Source organism: Paraburkholderia sp. SECH4 (assembly GCF_030511745.1).
In the GTDB taxonomy this organism is placed as follows: domain Bacteria; phylum Pseudomonadota; class Gammaproteobacteria; order Burkholderiales; family Burkholderiaceae; genus Paraburkholderia; species Paraburkholderia madseniana.
In genome coordinates this window covers 1-1,192 of sequence record NZ_JALOCP010000121.1, presented here as the reverse complement: position 1 = coordinate 1,192, position 1,192 = coordinate 1, and the positions used below count along the sequence as shown (strand labels likewise).

1 protein-coding gene and 1 pseudogene are annotated in these 1,192 nt (G+C 59.7%); both read right to left on the bottom strand.

Annotated features, from left to right (window positions below; all coding sequences use genetic code 11):
- Positions 1-210: 210 nt before the first annotated feature.
- Positions 211-762, bottom strand: a pseudogene (locus M0D67_RS42010) (DNA cytosine methyltransferase); the annotation flags it as partial.
- A 69-nt stretch (positions 763-831) separates the two neighbouring features.
- Positions 832-1,053, bottom strand: coding sequence for a hypothetical protein (locus M0D67_RS42005; protein ID WP_266243687.1), 222 nt, complete (start codon positions 1,051-1,053; stop codon positions 832-834).
- Between the last annotated feature and the right edge of the window lie 139 nt (positions 1,054-1,192).

The window sequence follows — 1,192 nt, the reverse complement described above, 5'->3', positions numbered from 1 at the left end:
TCGACACGCTGATTTTACGTATCAGTTCGTCGACGTCCCCTGCTCATAGGATCTGCAGACGTGCATGTGCCTGCGTCGCCATCGTGCCAAGCACGGCGAGCAGAGTGGCTGACTTGCGGCGGAACAGCAGGATATATTCATGCATCACGTAAGGCAGTTCCATGCGGCCGTATGTCTTGCGGGAGCTGGTGCAGTTGTGTTGCGCCTTTAACCATAACGCCGCATGAGCGCAACAATCTGGTCTAACAGCGAGCGCCCTCTATTTTTGATACGGGGCACGTTTTCAAAAATGATGAGTTCGGGAGGATCGTCGGCCCAGGCTTCGAGCATCAGCCAGACGCCGCGCAAGGTCAGCCGGTTAAGCGCCTGATACTTGTCGGTCAAGCTGAGGGACTGGGCCAGTAGCCCCGAAAAGCCTTTGCAGGGCGCGGAGAGAAACACGATATGCGGGCGCTCTCCGCCTGCTGCGCGGTGGATGTCGGCGGTGGTTGCCTCACGCCACCCGGTGGGCGGCTCGACCCCATGAAACGCCTTATATTGGTCGCGGTCAAACAGGTCCATCACAGTACCGCGCACGCCGGTCATTTTCTCAAAGTCACGGATCGCGGCCGGATCGACGTCGATGCCGCCGATGCAACGGAAGCGAGCCTCCATGGTTCCTACCCGCGCGTGTCCCTCGTTGAAGCCCTTTGCGCCGCCTCCAAGCCCCGCGAAAAAGTGCATGTGACGGATTTCTACCGGTAGCGTGTGCAGATTGCTCATGGTGATTCTCTCCAGTGTTGAGACGCGGCCCGACCTGCCTGATTCGGGCTAAGGTCAGAATGGTTTTTGTCAGGTAGCGGGTTTCCAGGGGCCACCGACGAACGTGCGGCACGGCGGCTGCGCGCTGTCGAGCGCGTAGCCTTCGACATACAGGCCCTCGGACGGACGCGAAGCGTCTACGTAGTCGTCTGCCTTCTTTCGCGTCGAGAACGCCTCGTGAAAAACCGCGTGGCCGTACTCGTCGTGAATGCTCAACACGAGAAAGACCATCGGTACGGCTGCGTCTGACATCGCACTCTCCAAGGTTTATTAGCTGACCGGGCCCCTAGATTCCGGAGTCCCGGCGTTGGTGGTTTCTGCTGAGTCGGCGGTGCATCTCGTCGTTGCCGCCGTTCCCCTGAGTTCGTCGTCCCGCGATCAAAGGAGACGC

Bases quoted from the DNA above. Each gene is read 5' to 3' on its own strand.
- M0D67_RS42005 (WP_266243687.1), bottom strand. From the start codon at position 1,053: ATGTCAGACGCAGCCGTACCGATGGTCTTTCTCGTGTTGAGCATTCAC.